We start from the raw sequence: 18,301 nt of genomic DNA, 5'->3' as shown, positions 1-18,301 counted from the left end.
CTCCTTTATTAGAAGTATAAGAATGTATTAAAATTTGCAAGTGGCTGTTTGCTAGAAGGTTTGTTAATCAAAATGCTATAAGCTAGACTTTCTATTATATAAACGTCTTACTTTATTTTCAGTTTTTCTTATTGGAATGCGATATTCAGCAAGTAGGTCTCCGAAAATCACTTCGCCATTTGCCCGATCGCTTACTTCATATTCTAACTCATAATCTACTTCATTTAAATAGTAACTATTGTCCAGTACAAGCAATCCGTCTTTGTATTTTTTTTCTGCTCTGATGGTTTTTAAAGAACCAAAAAGGGTTAAATCTTCTATAGCAATTCCATTATCGTTAATAATTGAAAGGATTTCATGCTGCAATAGTTCCTTCTGATTTAAATTTTTTGCATGTATTGCTTTTTGTGCCGTTTCTGCAGTTAAAGTATCATTTGATTCTAATAAACCGTGTTCATGCGGCTGTTTCAGTGTAAGTTCATAATATCCATTTTTCTCACGGATTCTTAAGGCACTGTGTTTCTTCTTCAACTGGAAATCAGGTGTGTCAAAATAATAATTTGTTTGTGACTTAAAATCTTCTGCATTAAACTTCAAAGATTCCTTTAGTAATTCAAATTCACTTTTAGTCAGCATATTTTTAAATTCAATTTCTATATGTTTATCCATATTTTTCAGTTCCTTTCAATGCTATTATTCATTATTATGGCAATCATAAACGGAAACTGCAATGATGCGCCAAAATGCTATGTTTTATCTATGAGAAATTACAGCTAAGCCTAGTGGCTCGCCTTTTAGGCTTAACCAATTGGCAAGTTTTCTTTAGTTTTTTATGGATGATATGATAAAATAAGGTTTGAGTCTGGAGGTAGGATGATGAATAATAAATTGACTGTTACAAACGCAATTTTCCAAGAAAAAGATAATGAACTTATTTTATCACTTGAACAAGGATATAACACTGCCAGCATAAAGCCAATGGAGCAGATGTTGGTTGATTCTGATCACTTGGCTTTTGTTTACATATTGGAAGTGAATGATGATTATACATATTTAATACTGCCAGAGCATTTGTGGAGGTACTTAAGGGATGCAAATCAAGCTAATGCAATTGTAAAGTTGACAAACGGCAATTCAGAGTTAATTTTACCTGCATTCCATGATGAGCTTTCCTACCTTGTCGAAAATATTAGCGGCAACAGTAATTACGGTGAACACATGGTAGAAAAGGTTGAAAGCATTTTTCAAGAAATGGTACAAAAATAAGGAATTTTATTTTATATTTTTCTTGATGTCTAGAGTAAGGCGTTAAAAGCCGTTATAGCCAAGGCGCTTACGCTTTTCTTAATGTCTAGCTTCAGGCGCTAGGGGCTCGAGGTCATAAGCCAATCCAGTCAAAAGGTTAAAGAACAACCTTCCGCCTGGTTTGTCTTATGCTTGTCGCCCCTGAGCAAGCGCCTTACGCTTTTCTTAATGTCTAGCTTCAGCGCCTAGCCCCTCGAGGTCATAAGTCAATCTGTCCAGAAGGTTAAAGAACAACCTTCTAGCCAGCTCGCCTTATGCTTGTCGGGGCTGAGCAAGGCGCTTACGCTTTTCTTAAAGGGTGGTATTTATGCATTGGGATCTTTTTTTGGCTCCATATAAGCAAGCCGTGGATGAGTTAAAAGTAAAGCTTAAAGGAATGAGAAGTCAATTCGAGATGAATTCTGTTCATTCCCCGATTGAATTTGTAACGGGAAGGGTAAAGCCCATTGCAAGCATATTAGATAAAGCAAATCAAAAGGGAATACCGCTGGATCGCCTTGAATCAGACATGCAGGATATTGCTGGCTTAAGGATGATGTGCCAGTTTGTAGATGATATAAGAAAAGTGGTGGAATTGTTAAGGCTTCGAAATGATTTTGAGATTGTAGAAGAACGCGACTATATTTCACACAAAAAGGCAAGCGGATATCGTTCCTATCATGTTGTTATATCTTATCCTGTGCAAACAATTCAAGGTGAAAAGAAAATATTAGCCGAGATTCAAATCAGAACGCTTGCTATGAACTTTTGGGCAACTGTCGAGCATTCATTGAATTATAAATATAAAGGGCAATTTCCNTCCGTTGTATTTATCAACATTTCCGGGTCCTGCATTATAAGCTGCTAAGGCAAGTTCAACATTGCCATCGTATTTGTCCAGCATTTGCCGTAAATATTTTGTCCCGGCAAATACATTTTCTTGAGGATCAAAGATATTATTAACACCAAGTCCTTTTGCTGTACTTGGCATTAGTTGCATTAACCCAGAAGCTCCAGCATGACTAACTGCGTTAGCATTAAAATTTGATTCTTGTTTAATGACAGATTGTATCAGTTTTGCTGGTACATTGTATAATTCTGATGCTTTTTCGATTAGATCGTTGTAGCTGCTGTTCGTTTTTGTGCCAGATAGCTTAGATAAACTCAAGGGCATGAGAGTGCTCGAGGTGCTCATCATTGAATTCTTGTTTGTAAGCGGCACAAGTGAAGCAACGGCTCCAAGGGAATTAGACATTTGTGAATGAGAAGCTGATGTGCTGCCGCTGGCTAAGAAATTGGTCAATAGGTCATTGAACATTGAATTCTCACTATTAGACGGGCTGGAGGCATTAAAGTTTTGCAATGCCTGCAGTTCAAGCATAACCTTTAATTGATTGACATTCATCTATGTGGTAGCTCCTTTATTAGAAGTATAAGAATGTATTAAAATTTGCAAGTGGCTGTTTGCTAGAAGGTTTGTTAATCAAAATGCTATAAGCTAGACTTTCTATTATATAAACGTCTTACTTTATTTTCAGTTTTTCTTATTGGAATGCGATATTCAGCAAGTAGGTCTCCGAAAATCACTTCGCCATTTGCCCGATCGCTTACTTCATATTCTAACTCATAATCTACTTCATTTAAATAGTAACTATTGTCCAGTACAAGCAATCCGTCTTTGTATTTTTTTTCTGCTCTGATGGTTTTTAAAGAACCAAAAAGGGTTAAATCTTCTATAGCAATTCCATTATCGTTAATAATTGAAAGGATTTCATGCTGCAATAGTTCCTTCTGATTTAAATTTTTTGCATGTATTGCTTTTTGTGCCGTTTCTGCAGTTAAAGTATCATTTGATTCTAATAAACCGTGTTCATGCGGCTGTTTCAGTGTAAGTTCATAATATCCATTTTTCTCACGGATTCTTAAGGCACTGTGTTTCTTCTTCAACTGGAAATCAGGTGTGTCAAAATAATAATTTGTTTGTGACTTAAAATCTTCTGCATTAAACTTCAAAGATTCCTTTAGTAATTCAAATTCACTTTTAGTCAGCATATTTTTAAATTCAATTTCTATATGTTTATCCATATTTTTCAGTTCCTTTCAATGCTATTATTCATTATTATGGCAATCATAAACGGAAACTGCAATGATGCGCCAAAATGCTATGTTTTATCTATGAGAAATTACAGCTAAGCCTAGTGGCTCGCCTTTTAGGCTTAACCAATTGGCAAGTTTTCTTTAGTTTTTTATGGATGATATGATAAAATAAGGTTTGAGTCTGGAGGTAGGATGATGAATAATAAATTGACTGTTACAAACGCAATTTTCCAAGAAAAAGATAATGAACTTATTTTATCACTTGAACAAGGATATAACACTGCCAGCATAAAGCCAATGGAGCAGATGTTGGTTGATTCTGATCACTTGGCTTTTGTTTACATATTGGAAGTGAATGATGATTATACATATTTAATACTGCCAGAGCATTTGTGGAGGTACTTAAGGGATGCAAATCAAGCTAATGCAATTGTAAAGTTGACAAACGGCAATTCAGAGTTAATTTTACCTGCATTCCATGATGAGCTTTCCTACCTTGTCGAAAATATTAGCGGCAACAGTAATTACGGTGAACACATGGTAGAAAAGGTTGAAAGCATTTTTCAAGAAATGGTACAAAAATAAGGAATTTTATTTTATATTTTTCTTGATGTCTAGAGTAAGGCGTTAAAAGCCGTTATAGCCAAGGCGCTTACGCTTTTCTTAATGTCTAGCTTCAGGCGCTAGGGGCTCGAGGTCATAAGCCAATCCAGTCAAAAGGTTAAAGAACAACCTTCCGCCTGGTTTGTCTTATGCTTGTCGCCCCTGAGCAAGCGCCTTACGCTTTTCTTAATGTCTAGCTTCAGCGCCTAGCCCCTCGAGGTCATAAGTCAATCTGTCCAGAAGGTTAAAGAACAACCTTCTAGCCAGCTCGCCTTATGCTTGTCGGGGCTGAGCAAGGCGCTTACGCTTTTCTTAATGTCTAGCTTCAGCGCCTAGCCCCTCGAGGTCATAAGTCAATCTGTCCAGAAGGTTAAAGAACAACCTTCTAGCCAGCTCGCCTTATGCTTGTCGGGGCTGAGCAAGGCGCTTACGCTTTTCTTAAAGGGTGGTATTTATGCATTGGGATCTTTTTTTGGCTCCATATAAGCAAGCCGTGGATGAGTTAAAAGTAAAGCTTAAAGGAATGAGAAGTCAATTCGAGATGAATTCTGTTCATTCCCCGATTGAATTTGTAACGGGAAGGGTAAAGCCCATTGCAAGCATATTAGATAAAGCAAATCAAAAGGGAATACCGCTGGATCGCCTTGAATCAGACATGCAGGATATTGCTGGCTTAAGGATGATGTGCCAGTTTGTAGATGATATAAGAAAAGTGGTGGAATTGTTAAGGCTTCGAAATGATTTTGAGATTGTAGAAGAACGCGACTATATTTCACACAAAAAGGCAAGCGGATATCGTTCCTATCATGTTGTTATATCTTATCCTGTGCAAACAATTCAAGGTGAAAAGAAAATATTAGCCGAGATTCAAATCAGAACGCTTGCTATGAACTTTTGGGCAACTGTCGAGCATTCATTGAATTATAAATATAAAGGGCAATTTCCAAATGATTTAAAAATGAGGCTGCAAAGAGCATCAGAGGCTGCTTTTCGCTTAGATGAAGAGATGTCGGCAATTAGAGGTGAGATACAAGAAGCGCAAGCATTCTTTACTCGGAATAAAAAGAAACAGTAAAAGAAATACAGTATGACCCTCAAATGAATGGAAAAGAGGTGCTAATGAATGACGATGAGATTTGCCATTACTTCTAAAGGGAATTCTGAATCGAATACCCTTATGCATAAAATGAAATCTTATTTACTAGACTTCGAACTAATTTATGATGAAGAAGAGCCAGATATTGTTATTTCGGTAGGGGGAGATGGAACTTTATTATATGCCTTCCACCGATATAGCAGCAGGCTTGACCGGACAGCGTTTATTGGTGTACATACTGGACATTTGGGTTTTTATGCTGATTGGGTTCCTGAGGAAATTGAGAAGCTAGTCATTGCGATCGCGAAGACACCGTATGAAATCGTGGAATATCCTCTGCTGGAAACAGTTGTAAGGTATCAGAATGGCGGCAGAGAAACAAGGTATCTGGCTTTAAACGAATCAACGGTTAAAGCTGATGACGCAACTCTCGTCATGGACGTAGAAATACGAGGTCAGCATTTCGAAAGGTTCAGAGGAGATGGACTTTGTTTATCAACTCCTTCAGGAAGCACTGCCTACAATAAGGCACTTGGCGGGGCAATTTTGCACCCCTCTCTGCCGGCCATTCAGCTTGCGGAAATGGCGTCTATTAACAATAAAGTGTTCCGTACGGTTGGTTCACCACTCGTTTTACCTGCTCACCATACGTGCATGCTAAAGCCAGTGAATGAACAAGATTTTAAGATAACGATTGACCATCTGTCCTTATTGCACAAAGATGTAAAATCAATTCAATTCCGAGTCGCAGAGGAACGAGTGCGGTTTGCTCGTTTTAGACCATTTCCATTCTGGAAACGAGTTCATGACTCCTTTGTAGCTGATTAAAATAGAAGAATAGAGGCAAGACTGTGGCATCATTTGAATTAAGTTGGACAGTTGAAAAGGACAGCAACGGCAAGCTGCTGAAACAATTTCTTAGAGAAGAGGGTATTTCAAAAACAGCTCTTACACAAATAAAATTTGGCGGAGGCTCTATTTTTGTCAATGAAGTCATTGAAACTGTCCGTTATATTTTAAAGGAACAGGATATTGTGAGAATTGTTTTTCCAGCAGAGGCACCGAGCGACGGGCTAATCTGTCAAAACATCCCTTTCTCGATTGTTTCTGAGGATTCTTATGTCATGGTCGTAGACAAAAAGGCAGGCATGAGTACAATCCCTTCGCGTGAACATCCAGATGGAAGCTTGGCTAATGCCATTGTAGGCCATTATAAGAATATAGGTTTACAATCAACTGTCCATATTGTAACAAGACTCGACCGAGATACTTCAGGGCTTGTTCTGATTGCTAAACACAGTCATGTTCATCATCTATTAAGCAAGCAGCAAAAGAAGCATGAAATTAAGCGAACTTATGAAGCGTTAGCAGAGGGTGTCTTTTTAGAAGATCAGGGCATCATTGAAGAGCCGATAGGCAGAAAAGCGGATAGTATTATTGAACGGGAAGTTCGAAGTGACGGTGCCTTTGCACGCACTCGTTATACAATTAAAACAAGGTATAAAGAGTTTTCACATGTTCAGCTCATGTTAGATACCGGAAGAACTCATCAGATAAGAGTTCATTTATCCTTTCTGGGCCATCCGCTTTTAGGAGATGATTTATATGGAGGCGGAATGGAAAAAATGGACCGGCAGGCACTGCACTGCTCTCACCTGACCTTTTACCATCCGTTTGAGGATCGGATTCTTTCGTTTTCATCCTCATTGCCAGATGATATAAAAAGAATTCTGCTTCATGGTTCAAAGAGGCAATTCTAGCAGTTTCCCAGGTGCAATCTTGAAATGCTGTATGATACAATTCACAATTCAACTGTTTCCGAATGATTAGGTGGAGTAATTCTAATCATTCGGTTTTTTTGTATATATTATTTTTAAAGATGAGTGAAATAAAGAAAGGATTATGATAAAACGCGCTTGTTTTAACAGCTTTCATTATTTTGCAATAACCATCAAAATTATGTTCCAGTTTCTTTCTCATGTATTCGAATAATAGGGGTAATATATGCTTATATTTATTCATTAGTATTGGACAAAACTGTTTTTATTTGGTAACGCTTCTATATTCGTATAAGAAAATGAAGGTTTCTTTCATTTTTGGAACTTTTCACTGGCACTGAATGCGCTATCATTGTTAAGATTGGCGTGTACATTTTGCTTACAAAGATTCATGGCTAAAAAGCTGTTTGAATAAAGGGAGGGATTTTATGGAACACGGTGCGTCTGTTGCATCATTAGTAATTGTTATTATCGTTGCATTTTTAACACCGATTATTTTGCATCGTCTAAAATTTAATGTGCTTCCGGTAGTAGTTGCAGAAATATTAATGGGACTTATTATCGGTAAAAGTGGATTTAATATTGTACAGGAGGATATGTGGCTAGAAACGTTATCAACACTTGGTTTCATATTTTTAATGTTTCTAAGTGGACTTGAAATAGATTTCAGTGCGTTTTCCACCAAGAAAAAAAGAGAGAAGCTGCCTAGCGGTAAGCTTGAACCCAATGCCTTTTCGGTCGCTTCGATCGTGTTTATCGGGATTTTTGTTGTTTCATTAGGTTTATCGTATTTATTTGTTTTAGCTGGATTTATTGATAATGCCTTTTTAATGACACTCATCATTTCAACCATTTCATTAGGTGTAGTTGTACCTACATTGAAAGAAGCACATATAATGAAATCGGGGATTGGCCAGATTATTTTATTAGTTGCAGTTATTGCCGATTTAGTTACGATGATTTTGTTAGCTGTATTTGTTTCCGTCAATGACGGCGGTGATGGAAACACTTGGCTGCTTCTTGTTTTATTTGCAGCAGGAGTAGTCTTATACTTCATCGGAAGCCGCTTTAAAAATCGTAGCTTTATTGAATCTTTATCAACGGGAACTGTACAGATTGGCACAAGAGCGGTGTTTGCATTGATTATTTTCCTTGTTGCTCTATCTGAAACAGTCGGAGCAGAGAATATATTAGGTGCATTTTTAGCAGGAGTGCTTGTGTCACTTCTATCTCCAAATCAAGAATTGGTTCATAAGCTTGACTCATTTGGCTATGGTTTTCTTATCCCGATCTTCTTTGTTATGGTTGGGGTAGATCTTGATATTTGGGCGTTATTCAGTGATAAGAAAATGTTACTGCTTATCCCGTTATTGCTGATTGCTTTGCTGCTGTCAAAGCTGATACCGATTTTGTATTTAAGAAAATGGTATGACATCAAAACAGTCATTGCATCCGGTTTTCTTTTAACGTCAACGCTTTCGCTTGTGATTGCAGCAGCGACCATTGGAGAGCGCATGGGTGTAATTACTGCAGAAATGTCAGGGACTCTTATACTGGTTGCCGTAATTACGAGTATATTCACACCAATCGTCTTTAAAAAGGTATTCCCAGTAGATACTGAAAAAGAGAAAAAATTAAAGGTAGCATTTGTTGGTGCCAATCAGCTGACAATGCCTGTTTCAAGAGAACTGGAATCTGGTTTATATGAAACAAGCTTGTATCATAAAAAACAAGAAAAAGCTGAAAAGCAAATTGCTGACTCAGTGTTTAATATTCGTGAAATTCCGAACTTCTCAATGGATTCATTAGAACAAACAGATATTATGGAATCAGATATTATTGTTATTTCCACTGGTGATGAAAAAATTAACGTAGAGTTAGCCACTGGACTTAAGGAAAAAGGTGTTAATCGTGTCATTGCACGAACAGAGAGTCCACAGATGGAAGATTTATTGCGTTACAAGGAAGTTGAGGTATTTTCAACCATTCTTTCTACAAAAACGCTTCTTCGTTCACTGATTGAATCTCCTGGTGTTATCAATATCTTAACGAACCAGGAAACAGCACTATACGAAGTTCGCTTACTGAATCCTCATTTTGACGGCATGCTGCTGCGTACATTTCCGTTTACGGGTGATGTGATCTTCGTCAGAATCCTAAGAGGAAAAGATGCCATTGTCCCTCATGGAGATACAGAACTGCATCTGAATGACAGATTGATCATTACAGGATCTAAAGAATATGTAGATGAACTCAAACGTGAGCTGGAGCTTGTGTAGAAAAAGAGACCTGAAAAAAGGATATTAGATTTGAATAAGCCCGAACCATTAGCAGATATTTTCTTTTGAATATCATTCTATGGTTCGGGTATTTTTTTACCTATAAAATCTTTATTGTTGGAATGTCCGCAGTGTATTGGAACGAAGAACTTAATAAATTTGTCTTATTAAATAGTGGCATCAAGTTTTGTCCCAGCTTCTTTATCCAACATTCAAAGCGAATAATCCTTTTGCCCTTTTCTTTTTATCATACTTCATGTAAAATTAGGACTAGGTATTAATAACATGTATTAGTAATGGAGGCTGTTTAATTTGACAATTTCTTTAAAAGATAAAACGTATGTTGTAATGGGAGTAGCCAATAAGCGCAGTATTGCTTGGGGAATTGCAAAATCTTTGCATGATGCTGGAGCAAAATTAATTTTTACATATGCAGGCGAACGTCTGGAAAAGAGCGTGCGTGATCTGGCGGAATCATTAGAAGGAGCAGATTCACTTGTTTTGCCTTGTGATGTGACAAGTGATGAGGATATCAAAAAATGCTTTGCTGAAATTAAGGAAGCTGCTGGAAATATTCATGGAGTTGCTCATTGTATCGCTTTTGCAAACAAAGAGGAGCTGCAAGGGGAGTATATGAATACGACACGTGAGGGCTTTTTGCTTGCACATAATATTAGCTCCTACTCATTAACAGCTGTAGCTAAAGAAGCGAGAGAGCTTATGACAGAAGGCGGCAGCATCGTAACCTTAACTTACCTGGGCGGAGAGCGTGCGATTAAGAACTACAATGTAATGGGGGTAGCAAAAGCTTCTCTAGATGCTAGCGTCAAATATTTAGCATCCGACCTTGGAGTTAATGGTATTCGTGTTAATTCCATTTCAGCTGGTCCAATCCGAACTCTTTCTGCAAAAGGAGTAAGTGATTTCAATTCCATTTTAAAAGAAATTGAAGAAAAAGCGCCATTACGCAGAACGACTACACCAGAAGAAGTCGGCGATACAGCCTTGTTTTTATTCAGTGATTTGGCGAGAGGGATCACAGGAGAAAACATTCATGTTGATTCTGGTTTCCACATTTTATAACAACATCTTAAACTTATGCAGAATACGTGCATAGGTTTTTTTTTGCATTTCTTTAAGCAGAAAATTAATATGCAAGCTTAATCAGACACTCTTTCGTTAAGAATTTTTTATCTGGAAAAGAACGCCTAGTTTGTGCATACATATAATACGATGAATGAGTGAAAGAAGGAGGGAAGTAGTTTATGCTTGCTAAAGAAAAAAAGGAACCGCTTCTATATATCAATCAGCCGAATATTCACTATCCAGAAGTAAATATGCAAAGTGTTTTCTCATCAAAGAAAACAAAAGTGGAAGAGGAAGTGCAGCCTGAAGTAACTGCAAAAGTTGACACATTTAAAGAAGAAAAGCGAACAGAGGAAGTAGTGGCTTCAATCGAAAACAAACAAGACGTCATTGAAGAATACGATGAGCAGCAATCTGTTCAATCTAACCCATTTTCAAAAGAAAGGAAGTCTTCCTTTACAAGATTAAAAAGCTTTAAAGAAATGACCGTTTTGGAAAGACTGCACTATTTAGATCATTTTCCGAAGCAGCTGCCGCCAGTGGCTTGTATATTTGAAAGTACCGATTCTTCTGTGAAAGGTTTTTTGGTTAATAAAACTGATTTTGTTATTGATGTGAAAACATTTAATAATAATGTAGAAACACTGGATATCCGTGATTTGATTTCTGTAAAAATGATTGGATTAAGATAGAATCCAGTTTAATCTTATCTATGCAATCGGCAAAAAAGTAAAGCTAACGCAGATGCTTAATAAGAAAGCATCTCCTTTTACTTTTTTGCTTTTGCAATTCTTTAACCTGGAGATCAAAAGCAGGCCATCTGCAAGTTTGCAATTTTTAAAATGTCCGTTTCTTGGATTCGTTCAAGTGAAAAAAGCCAGCCGTTAAAGCCGGCTGGCTTTCAAACTAAATTTCTTAGTCTTCGCAAACATCAAGATCTACGTCAGCGATACATTGAACTGCACAGAAGCAGCTAAGGTCAACTGTAATGCAATCATCTGTACTGCGGAAGCCATCAACTTTGCAAACCTTTTTCAAGTCGATGCAGCAATCATCAACGATGTCTACTGTTTCGAAGTTTGGTCTGCCGCCTTGCCCTTCGCATTCTGAAACAGGCTCAAGTACTCGAAGTACAGCACAGCAGTTATCGAATACATCCTCTACACGGAAGAAGATTGAAACGCAAGCACAATCACTTCTGTTAGTAAAGAACGCATGGAATGGTGACCCATCAGCCGTTTTTAATACGAATACGCGAGTATCAGGACTTTTTCTCTTTTTATGATTACTTGGTGAAATTGCTCCAAGAGGCTCTAAGAAACAGTTGGAAGGGCATTCGCACGTATCTTCTGCATTATCTTGAATATCTTTAATAGCGCGAACTACTTCACATACACAGCTTTGGCCTTTGAAGTCGTCTTTCTTTCCACAACCCATATTTGTTTCCTCCTTTATATTTCTTGTGATCTACATTAATAACATATTGCAGGGCAGCCCTTTAGGACACGGGCAAATGCCTTGTTATGGGAAAAATAGGCGCTTTTTTTATATTTTTAAAAAAGGGGATTTGTCATGGAATTGACTTGGCTGGAGTTATTCATTATTGTGTTGGCTAGCTTTCGTCTTACGAGGTTATTGGTCTACGATCAGATTACACAATTTATCCGAGCACCTTTTTTTGATGAAGTAGAGGAAGTGGATGAAACTGGACAAAAGGAAACATACTTAGTTGCAAAAAACAGAGGGATTAAAGGTTTCTTTGGCCAACTTTTAAGCTGTCATTGGTGTACGGGGGTTTGGTGTGCCATTTTTATCTGCTGCTTATATTTTGTTTATTACAATATTGCTTTTCCAATTCTTTTAGTGCTCGCAGTAGCCGGTTTGGCATCCATAATTGAAGTGCTTGTGCAAAAATGGCTGGAAGACTAACAGCAGTTAGGCATTTACTTCACACAATAGAAAGCATGTGCACATAAACTAACAGCAGGAACAATTTAATCTTTTAGGGGGCATTGATATGTTCAAAAAAACAGCAGAACCCGTTAAAGTAGCACCAGCACAGCAGCAGCCCAAGAAGAAAAAAGGCTGCGGCTGCGGGAAAAAGACAAAGAAATACTAAGGATAAGAAAAGCCAGCTGAGAAAGCTGGCTTTTTTCATGCGTTTTTTTTGCAAGGTTAGATGTCTCCTAATGGCAAGCAAGCGTGGCTGTTTTTTCTCTAAATAGCTGAGAATGCCAATAATAGGATGAACATTTTTTGTCATAATTTATATTCTTATCCGAAACAATATAGTTATGATACTTACTTAGGAAAGGAATCGCTTATGAAAAAAATTATCTTATTTAGTTTCTTCTTATTAATCATGAGCGGATGCAGCCATCATGATTCACAAAACGCAACGATGTCTTTAATAAAGGAAATTCATCCTACTCCAGCCATAATAGGCAGCGGTGAAAACAAGGACATGGACATGCTCAATAAAGTAAAGGAAGACGTTGAAAGCATGGAGGAGCTATTTGATGTAGCTGTTATTAAAGGAGAAAAAGAAATTCTTGTTGCCTACAAAGTGAAGCATCTGCAGCGCTTTCATATGAAGGGGATTGAAAAGAAATTAAATAAAATGCTTGAGGAAGATTACCCGGATGAAGACTTTATTGTCTCGAGTGATTATAAGATTTTTCTTGAAGCTGTCGAATTGCATGACAAAATGGAAGGTGACAAGCAATACAGTGAAGAAAAAGCGCAAAAGAAGTTTGATAAAATTATTAAGCTGAAAAAAGAAATGACTTAATAAAGGGAGCTGATTTCATGGGAAAAAAAGCGCAAAAGACACCAGAGCAAAAAAACTATCAGCAGCTTGAGCAGCAGCATGAAACGAAGCGGCCCGTGCTAAAAAACTGCCTGCGGGCTTTTTGGGTAGGTGGGTTATTTTGCATTGTCGGTCAAGCAATCTCTTTATTCTATATATACTTTTTTAATTTTACAGAGCAGACCTCTGGTAATCCCACTGTTGCCACGATGGTCTTTATAGCTATGCTCCTGACTGGGTTTGGCGTTTATGATCGAATCGGTCAATATGCAGGGGCGGGAAGTGCAGTTCCGGTAACTGGATTTGGGAATGCCGTCATTTCTGCATCCATTGAACATCGCACAGAAGGTTTTGTTTTGGGTGTTGGCGGCAATATGTTTAAATTGGCAGGCTCGGTATTATTATTTGGAGTCTTCTCGGCATTTGTGATTGCGTTAATTAAGACCATATTAATTCGCTGGGGTGTGATCTAATGCTGAAGGGTAAACAATCTTGGGTTTTTGAGAATCGCCCTGTTATTGCTGCAACTGGGGTCTCAGGCGGTCCTTTTGAAGCGAATGGCAAATTAGCAGGCGATTTTGATATCCTCCATGAAGACCTTTGGATGGGACAGGATTCTTATGAGAAAGCACATCGCATCCTGCTGGAGGAAGCGAGTCAAACGGCCATTCAAAAAGTAAATCTGCAGACAAGTGATATTCAATTTATGATTGCTGGCGATCTAATTAATCAAATTACACCAACAAGCTTGGGGGCAAGGACGCTCAGTATTCCCTATATGGGCATCTTTGGAGCATGTTCGACATCAATGGAGGGATTAGCACTTTCTTCCTTTATTATTAATTATAATGGTGCAAATCATATCCTGACAGGGGCTTCCAGTCATAATGCAGCAGTTGAAAAGCAATTTCGTTATCCAACGGAATATGGCGGACAAAAACCTCCTACTGCGCAATGGACCATTACAGGAGCTGGTGTTGGGGTTCTCAAAGCTAATCAAGGTGAAACGGGTGTCCCAGTTACGACTTCCGCCACCATCGGGAAGGTAGTGGATCTTGGTATGACAGATCCTTTTAATATGGGCGGCGCTATGGCTCCTGCAGCTGCTGATACCATCTCTGCACATTTTGAAGACTTACAAATTGATCCATCCTATTATGATCTCATCGTAACAGGAGACCTGGGGAAAATTGGACAAGAAACAACGTTTGATCTTCTTTCTAAAAAAGGAATTACACTAGAACGAGATAAATTTCAGGATTGCGGGCTGCTTATCTATAAAGAGGGTCAGCCATTTCAATCAGGAGGAAGCGGTGCGGGCTGTTCTGCGACCGTGCTCTACGGCCATCTTCTGAACGAAATGAAAAAAGGCACATATAAAAAAATATTAGTTGTTGCAACGGGTGCTTTATTATCTCCATTGACGTTTCAGCAGAATGAAAGTATTCCGTGTATTGCACATGCAGTATCAATCGAGATGAATTAGAAAGGAGATATGGGTATGCTGCCAATGTTTTTTTGGGCTTTTGTAGTTGGAGGACTCATTTGTGTCGCTGGTCAAATTTGCTTTGATATATTTAAGCTGACACCTGGCCATACATTAAGCCTATTTGTAGTAATTGGAGCAGTACTTGACGGCCTGGGATTATACGAACCACTGGCAGACTTTGCTGGGGCAGGTGCAACGATTCCGATTACAAGCTTTGGGAATTCACTTGTTCATGGAGCTATGCAGGAAGCAGAACAGCATGGATTAGTTGGTGTCTTAACGGGCATGTTTGAGGTTACAAGCTCTGGTATTTCGGCTGCGATTGTCTTTGGGTTTATCGGGGCTTTGCTCTTTAAACCCAAAGGGTAACTGGCCTAATTTCCAAGCCGGAATAAAAAAACTTCCTGATTAATTAGTAGCTTGCCTATACACTTCATAGTTGTTTTACATACGTTGTAGAGAACAAACAATGTGAGGTGATATTGATGGGTTACGGATTTTGCGGTGGCGGCTATGGCTACGGCGGAGGATACGGTGGCGGCTATGGCGGCGGCTCCGGCAGCACTTTTGTTCTAATCGTTGTGTTGTTTATCCTTCTAATTATTGTTGGTGCTAGCTTCTAATGAAATAAAAAAGGTAAGGCAAATGCTGTTACAGGCATTTGCCTTATAATTTTTACAGCACCATACACCTTTTGGCTCTATCTTCATACTATATAAAGTAGTTTAAGAAGGAGCGTGAATAGTAAGAATGGATAATCATTTCTTTAAAAATATTGAAAAGAAAACTGGCGTTAATATGAAGGATGTACTTGACCTTGCTGGTTCATTGCAAAATGCAAATTTCAAAGACGAAAATACAGTAAGAAGTGTGATTAGAAGAGTTTCTCAAATCGCAAATAAGCCTGTATCCAAAGAAACAGAAGACAAAATTGTGAAATCAATTGTGGCAGACGGCAAGCAGCTTGATTTTAATACAATCAGTAAAATGATGAATAAAAAATAATCCATAGTAAAACAGCTAGGGCCTGTTGGATCGGCATCCTAGCTGTTTTTTTATAATAACAGTTGTTTAGCGGGACTTCTTAAGTAATGAAGTCAAGAACCGTGAAGTATTAGCTCTTTTTCCTCGCCGATTTTGCGGAACCGATATGGCTAAGCCGCTTTGCGCCCTTGTCATGGCGACATACAGGAGCCGCCGTTCTTCTTCGAGCGGCAGGGAATCTCCGCTTCGGTATGCTTCTAATGCATGATCATGCGGCAAGGAGCCATCAACAGCTCCTAAAATATACACAGCTTTATATTCCAATCCTTTGGAGCGGTGAATGGTACTGAGTGTAATCGCGTTTTCAAGAGATCGATTTTGCTTCTTAATTTCTTTATTCATTGCCCTCATATGGTCTGCATGCTCGAGAAATTCTGACATATGCTTGAAGCGTTTGGCTGCTACTTTTAGATCCTTTAGATCATCGGATCCTTTTTCAAGCTTATTGCCTTCATTGCCCCGCTTTTTTATAAAATCACTGTATCCTAATTCTTTTTCTACTATTTCAATAGCTCGCAGTGGTGAAAGTCCTTTTAAGGAACGAATAACGGGCACAACTTTTTTTAGTTTAGCTTCCTGAAAGGAAAAGCCCGTTTTCACATGTGCAAAACATTCAAGCAAAGTCATATCATTTAATATGCTATTAGCCTTCATATCTTGAAGGATCTGGTTTTTCATAAATAATGCTGGCAAGACCAGTTTTACTGCTTCCTGGTCTTCTTCATCAATGGATAGTTTTAAAAATCCAAGCATGCTCTTAATAATAAATTTATCGTAAAACGATTCTGCATCCTGATCAATTTTAAACGGAAAGCTTGAGTATGCCAGCTTCTCAAAAATTGCCCTGCTGCCGGCATGTGTCCGGTACAGGATGGCAATATCCTCTGGCTTAAAAGGTCCTTCAAGCTTCTCACTAATGTCAGTTAAAATCATGGCTGCTTCTTCTTCCTCATCATATGGAAAGAACGCAATGGGAGCGACGAGGCTTTTATACTGTGCATGCATCGTTTTAAGGCGACGTTCTTTATTTAGCTTAATGACTTCATTTGCGGTACTAACAACCTCATGACTGGAGCGATAATTTTGACTTAACGAGATGACATTTGCCTGTGGATAGTCTTTTTCAAAGTGAAGCAGAAAATGCGGACTGCTGCCTCTAAACGCATAAATGGATTGATCATCATCTCCAACTGCAAATACATTTTTATGTTTGGCGGATAGGATTTTGATGAGCTCATATTGAACTGTATTAATGTCCTGAAATTCGTCAATGAGTATATGATGAAATCGTTCTTGGTATCTCTGTGCCAGATCAGGGTTTTCGGTAAAAAGCCGGTAACAGCCTGTCAGCATATCATCAAAATCAAACAACTGTTTTTCTGCCTTGTATTGCTCATATTTTGTAAAAAGGTCCTTCACTGTTTTTTCCCAATCGTTTTCTGCAGAAGCGGATTGAGGTGTCTGCAATGAATTTTTCCAGTAGCTTATTTGCTGGATAGCTAAATCATAGGAAAAATCCTTTTCATCCAAATTCATTTCCCGGCCAGCCATCTTCAAGATTTGTTCTTTTTGCCATTCTTTTGCAAGCAGGGAATCGCCTGACCAAATGTCACGTTCATGAAAGCTGAGAATACGGAAAAAAATACTGTGAAAGGTACCGGTCACCATCTGCCCAATTGAGCTTTTGTTCATACTTGGGAAAGTCAGCAGTCTTGCTTTCATTTCAGCCGCTGCTTTGCTTGTAAAGGTGACAAGCATCAGCTGATTAGGCTTAACCTGTTTTTCCTGAATCAAGTAGGCTGCCCTGGCGGTTAAAACTCTTGTCTTCCCGCTTCCAGCACCAGCCAGAACGAGCAGGGGACCTTCATCAAAGCAAACAGCTTCAGCTTGCTTTGGATCAAGAGCAGTCCCGTTTTTCGATAACTGCTCAAGAAAGGCATTGGAGTGTGCCGCAGACTTTGGCTGCTCGAGCATTTCATTTCCTGTTTTAATTTCATACGCTTCTTTAAACCCTGTCTCAGAAGAACGATCAGCTGTAATGGAGCGTGATTGAGGAAGCGTAAATCCATTAATTTCAACTGAGGCTGCAGACTCGTCGGTAGCTGAGGCAGCCTGGAGCTGATCTTCGCATTGCTTTGCTGTGTTACTGTAATGATAAAAATGTGGCCGTTTATAAATTCCTAAATATAATCTGACCTTCTCTCCGCAGACTGGACAGGACATTTGTCCTTGCTTAGCATAATTGGAGAGTGACATCAGCTCTTCACGGGCAATTTGTTCAATTTGTATGATTCTTTCATTAAATAGCGCAGTTTTCATTTAAGACCCAACTTTTCTTTCATTCTATGAATAATAGATTCATAAAATATACTATATGAATTATGGGCAAGATGCAAAGGGGCTTTCTATCGTTTATATTTCTGCTGATGCGGGTAGTGATATATAAAAGGCAAAGGAGCTGGAGTCATGGGCTATATCTTACCAATTAATCATACCCAATATCAGCAATATGCTGAACGTGATTTGAAAGTAAAACCTGACCCGTTTCGGTTTCAGCGAGTGGAGAGGGTTCATAACCATTTAGAAACCTTTAACGACAATGAAAATTTAGGCAGGCAGGAAGTAGTTCTAACTCCAAAAAGTGAGAAAAGTATAAATCCTGTTCCGCACGAAAAAGTGGAAAGACTATATAGTGAGATAACAGGCAAAGGCAGATTGTTTAATGAAGTAGTATAG

21 protein-coding genes and 1 pseudogene are annotated in these 18,301 nt (G+C 38.5%); 17 read left to right on the top strand and 5 right to left on the bottom strand.

Annotated elements, in window-relative coordinates:
* Positions 1 to 75 precede the first annotated feature (75 nt).
* Entirely contained in the window at positions 76 to 669 is a 594-nt protein-coding gene (locus tag B7E07_RS15735) for a CYTH domain-containing protein (protein ID WP_080847141.1), read from the bottom strand.
* 204 nt (positions 670 to 873) lie between these two features.
* Between B7E07_RS15735 and B7E07_RS15730 the strand changes: the two genes are divergently transcribed.
* Together B7E07_RS15730 and B7E07_RS15725 are read left to right on the top strand one after the other, a co-directional pair.
* On the top strand, positions 874 to 1,266 hold the full coding sequence (locus B7E07_RS15730) for a UPF0738 family protein (RefSeq protein WP_257391468.1): 393 nt from the start codon (positions 874 to 876) through the stop codon (positions 1,264 to 1,266).
* Between the two features lie 346 nt (positions 1,267 to 1,612).
* Positions 1,613 to 2,101: pseudogene (locus B7E07_RS15725) on the top strand (GTP pyrophosphokinase); the annotation flags it as partial.
* Here the strand turns inward: B7E07_RS15725 and B7E07_RS25605 are convergent.
* Both B7E07_RS25605 and B7E07_RS15715 read right to left on the bottom strand, forming a co-directional pair.
* Positions 2,072 to 2,458: a lytic transglycosylase domain-containing protein gene (locus B7E07_RS25605; RefSeq protein ID WP_445079835.1), complete on the bottom strand. Its 387-nt coding sequence runs from the start codon at positions 2,456 to 2,458 to the stop codon at positions 2,072 to 2,074. The pseudogene B7E07_RS15725 and the gene B7E07_RS25605 overlap by 30 nt on opposite strands.
* Before the next feature lie 317 nt (positions 2,459 to 2,775).
* Complete coding sequence (locus tag B7E07_RS15715) at positions 2,776 to 3,369, bottom strand: CYTH domain-containing protein (protein ID WP_080847141.1); 594 nt, start codon at positions 3,367 to 3,369, stop codon at positions 2,776 to 2,778.
* 204 nt (positions 3,370 to 3,573) lie between these two features.
* On the opposite strand from B7E07_RS15715, the gene B7E07_RS15710 reads away from it, so the two are divergent.
* From B7E07_RS15710 to B7E07_RS15680, 7 genes are all read left to right on the top strand, one after another.
* Positions 3,574 to 3,966 (top strand): UPF0738 family protein, encoded by a 393-nt coding sequence (locus B7E07_RS15710; RefSeq protein ID WP_257391468.1) that lies wholly within the window; start codon positions 3,574 to 3,576, stop codon positions 3,964 to 3,966.
* A gap of 472 nt (positions 3,967 to 4,438) precedes the next feature.
* Positions 4,439 to 5,059, top strand: a complete 621-nt coding sequence (locus B7E07_RS15705; protein WP_080847134.1) for a GTP diphosphokinase — start codon at positions 4,439 to 4,441, stop codon at positions 5,057 to 5,059.
* A gap of 54 nt (positions 5,060 to 5,113) precedes the next feature.
* A complete protein-coding gene (locus B7E07_RS15700) occupies positions 5,114 to 5,908 on the top strand; it encodes an NAD kinase (RefSeq protein WP_080849221.1) in 795 nt (264 codons plus the stop codon).
* A 23-nt stretch (positions 5,909 to 5,931) separates the two neighbouring features.
* A complete protein-coding gene (locus B7E07_RS15695; RefSeq protein WP_080847130.1) occupies positions 5,932 to 6,840 on the top strand; it encodes an RluA family pseudouridine synthase in 909 nt (302 codons plus the stop codon).
* 446 nt (positions 6,841 to 7,286) lie between these two features.
* On the top strand, positions 7,287 to 9,137 hold the full coding sequence (locus B7E07_RS15690) for a monovalent cation:proton antiporter family protein (RefSeq protein WP_080847127.1): 1,851 nt from the start codon (positions 7,287 to 7,289) through the stop codon (positions 9,135 to 9,137).
* A gap of 312 nt (positions 9,138 to 9,449) precedes the next feature.
* A complete protein-coding gene (gene fabI, locus B7E07_RS15685; protein WP_080847123.1) occupies positions 9,450 to 10,220 on the top strand; it encodes an enoyl-ACP reductase FabI in 771 nt (256 codons plus the stop codon).
* Between the two features lie 182 nt (positions 10,221 to 10,402).
* Positions 10,403 to 10,915 (top strand): CotO family spore coat protein, encoded by a 513-nt coding sequence (locus B7E07_RS15680; RefSeq protein WP_080847119.1) that lies wholly within the window; start codon positions 10,403 to 10,405, stop codon positions 10,913 to 10,915.
* A 223-nt stretch (positions 10,916 to 11,138) separates the two neighbouring features.
* Here the strand turns inward: B7E07_RS15680 and B7E07_RS15675 are convergent, their stop codons facing one another.
* On the bottom strand, positions 11,139 to 11,660 hold the full coding sequence (locus B7E07_RS15675; RefSeq protein WP_080847115.1) for a CotY/CotZ family spore coat protein: 522 nt from the start codon (positions 11,658 to 11,660) through the stop codon (positions 11,139 to 11,141).
* A gap of 135 nt (positions 11,661 to 11,795) precedes the next feature.
* On the opposite strand from B7E07_RS15675, the gene B7E07_RS15670 reads away from it, so the two are divergent.
* The 7 genes from B7E07_RS15670 to B7E07_RS15640 all read left to right on the top strand — a co-directional run bounded on the left by B7E07_RS15670 (position 11,796) and on the right by B7E07_RS15640 (position 15,526).
* The gene (locus B7E07_RS15670) at positions 11,796 to 12,152 is read left to right on the top strand and encodes a DUF1360 domain-containing protein (protein WP_080847112.1); all 357 of its coding nucleotides are present in this window, start codon (positions 11,796 to 11,798) and stop codon (positions 12,150 to 12,152) included.
* 316 nt (positions 12,153 to 12,468) lie between these two features.
* Entirely contained in the window at positions 12,469 to 13,014 is a 546-nt protein-coding gene (locus B7E07_RS15665) for a sporulation protein (RefSeq protein WP_257391467.1), read from the top strand.
* A gap of 17 nt (positions 13,015 to 13,031) precedes the next feature.
* Positions 13,032 to 13,505, top strand: a complete 474-nt coding sequence (gene spoVAC / locus B7E07_RS15660) for a stage V sporulation protein AC (protein WP_080847102.1) — start codon at positions 13,032 to 13,034, stop codon at positions 13,503 to 13,505.
* Complete coding sequence (gene spoVAD, locus B7E07_RS15655; RefSeq protein ID WP_080847097.1) at positions 13,505 to 14,518, top strand: stage V sporulation protein AD; 1,014 nt, start codon at positions 13,505 to 13,507, stop codon at positions 14,516 to 14,518. The genes spoVAC and spoVAD overlap by 1 nt, the downstream gene beginning before the upstream one ends.
* A gap of 15 nt (positions 14,519 to 14,533) precedes the next feature.
* On the top strand, positions 14,534 to 14,890 hold the full coding sequence (gene spoVAE, locus B7E07_RS15650) for a stage V sporulation protein AE (protein WP_066447449.1): 357 nt from the start codon (positions 14,534 to 14,536) through the stop codon (positions 14,888 to 14,890).
* Between the two features lie 110 nt (positions 14,891 to 15,000).
* Positions 15,001 to 15,144 (top strand): YjcZ family sporulation protein, encoded by a 144-nt coding sequence (locus B7E07_RS15645; RefSeq protein ID WP_139785737.1) that lies wholly within the window; start codon positions 15,001 to 15,003, stop codon positions 15,142 to 15,144.
* A gap of 127 nt (positions 15,145 to 15,271) precedes the next feature.
* Complete coding sequence (locus B7E07_RS15640; protein WP_080847089.1) at positions 15,272 to 15,526, top strand: sporulation-specific transcription regulator SpoVIF; 255 nt, start codon at positions 15,272 to 15,274, stop codon at positions 15,524 to 15,526.
* A gap of 66 nt (positions 15,527 to 15,592) precedes the next feature.
* Here the strand turns inward: B7E07_RS15640 and B7E07_RS15635 are convergent, their stop codons facing one another.
* Positions 15,593 to 17,884 (bottom strand): UvrD-helicase domain-containing protein, encoded by a 2,292-nt coding sequence (locus B7E07_RS15635; RefSeq protein WP_080847086.1) that lies wholly within the window; start codon positions 17,882 to 17,884, stop codon positions 15,593 to 15,595.
* Positions 17,885 to 18,031: 147 nt separating this feature from the next.
* Between B7E07_RS15635 and B7E07_RS15630 the strand changes: the two genes are divergently transcribed.
* Complete coding sequence (locus B7E07_RS15630) at positions 18,032 to 18,301, top strand: hypothetical protein (RefSeq protein ID WP_080847082.1); 270 nt, start codon at positions 18,032 to 18,034, stop codon at positions 18,299 to 18,301.

Origin of the sequence: Cytobacillus gottheilii (assembly GCF_900166665.1) — a bacterium.
Classification (GTDB): Bacteria; Bacillota; Bacilli; order Bacillales; family Cytobacillaceae; genus Cytobacillus; species Cytobacillus gottheilii_A.
This window is presented reverse-complemented; position numbering and strand designations above follow the sequence as displayed.